This is a genomic window from Klebsiella sp. 4_1_44FAA (assembly GCF_000238715.1).
In the GTDB taxonomy this organism is placed as follows: Bacteria; Pseudomonadota; Gammaproteobacteria; order Enterobacterales; family Enterobacteriaceae; genus Klebsiella; species Klebsiella pneumoniae.
The window spans coordinates 1-1,471 of the sequence record NZ_JH414832.1; the positions used below are offsets into that span (position 1 = coordinate 1).

Below are 1,471 nucleotides of genomic sequence, written 5' to 3' on the forward strand. Positions count from 1 at the left end.
AGAGAAGCGCTCCATTGGGCTGTTATCCCAGCAGTTTCCACGCCGACTCATACTCTGCCTGATCCGGTATCGCCACGTAACTGCCGGAACTGCCTGCTCGTTAATGGCTGCCTTGGACGCCCTTCTAAGAGTCAAGCTGTTATCGGGATACTGTTGATCCGCCTGTTTTGATTGCGCAGTAACGTGTAAACTTCGCGGGAGATATATCGCTTTAGACAGCGTATCGCTTCCATTTTTGTATGTCCTTCGGCTACACGCCTGGCGACATATTCCTTTGTTTTTGCGTCAGTTCGTAAGCGTCCGATGGCGATGATGTGAAGTGCACTATTTGCAGCACGATCTCCACCACGATTAAGTCGGTAACGGTTCGTTTTTCCAGAAGAAACGGGGACCGGGCTGACACCACACAGTGCCGCAAATCCTGATTCTGATCTTAACCGTTGAGGATTGTCTCCGGCAGTGATCAGCAACTGTGAAGCGCTTTCGTATCCGATAGCATTACGTTTAATCAGCTCAGGTGCCAACTCGTCGACAATTGCCGCAATCATGACATCCAGATCAGCGATTTCGTCATGTAACTCGAGATAGCGTCGGGCAAGGGACTTTAATGAAATGCGATAAACGTTGGTTACATTGCGGTATTCACTGGCATCAGGTCTCCAGGAACCCAGGGTCCTGATGAGCTGCATGCGCGTCATATTTCTGAGCTGTTCACGTAATTCATCCGGGGCAGAGATAATATTTGAATGGATAATCTGGAGAGCGACTCTGCGGGCTGATATTGCTGTTTTTCGGCAAGTTTTTAATACCCGCAGGGACTCAATCATGCCATCACGCGTTTTGGGAGTAACTGTCCTGATGCCTGAGAATGCTGCATGAGCGGCACATTCAGCATCAATTGTGTCACTTTTACCCCGTTTGCGTCGCTCCATCCGGTCTGGAGCAGTCACCTCAAGAACTTCTAACCCGGCGTTCTGAAAATAACGAAGCAAACCGGAACCATAGGTACCTGTGCACTCAACACCAATTCGCTTTAATGTCCCAAACGAGGTCATCCATGCCAGCATCTGCCGGTAACCTTGTCGTGTTGTGGAGAAATACTGAGTCCCAAGGACTTTATTGTTCTGATCTACGACAGCGGCAACGTGCAAATCTTTATGTGTATCCACGCCACCCACAACGGCAGCTTCGGTAACTTTATCAACCATGACAGAGCTCCTGTGAGGAAACAGAGTTGAATCTCCAGACAGATAACCCGGACAGGACAGTAACGAGACAAGCCGTCAGGCCCTTCTTGAGTCACGCGCATCGGTGAGGAGATGCCTCGCATGAAGGCGCTTCCGGCAACCGACGGGTCCAGGGCAGGACACAAAAGGTCGATCGCTGTGTGAGTCAGGATGCGGGAAGGTCTTCACTGCATCAGTAATCACACCAATCTGGTTAAACGGCAAACTAAGTGGTGGTAAAGACT

Annotated in this window: 1 protein-coding gene; it reads right to left on the reverse strand. The window is 50.1% G+C overall.

Annotated elements, in window-relative coordinates:
- Positions 1-131: 131 nt before the first annotated feature.
- Positions 132-1,208 (reverse strand): IS110 family transposase, encoded by a 1,077-nt coding sequence (locus tag HMPREF1024_RS00170; protein ID WP_000227969.1) that lies wholly within the window; start codon positions 1,206-1,208, stop codon positions 132-134.
- Positions 1,209-1,471: the final 263 nt, after the last annotated feature.

Bases quoted from the DNA above. Each gene is read 5' to 3' on its own strand.
- HMPREF1024_RS00170 (WP_000227969.1), bottom strand. From the start codon at position 1,208: ATGGTTGATAAAGTTACCGAAGCTGCCGTTGTGGGTGGCGTGGATACA.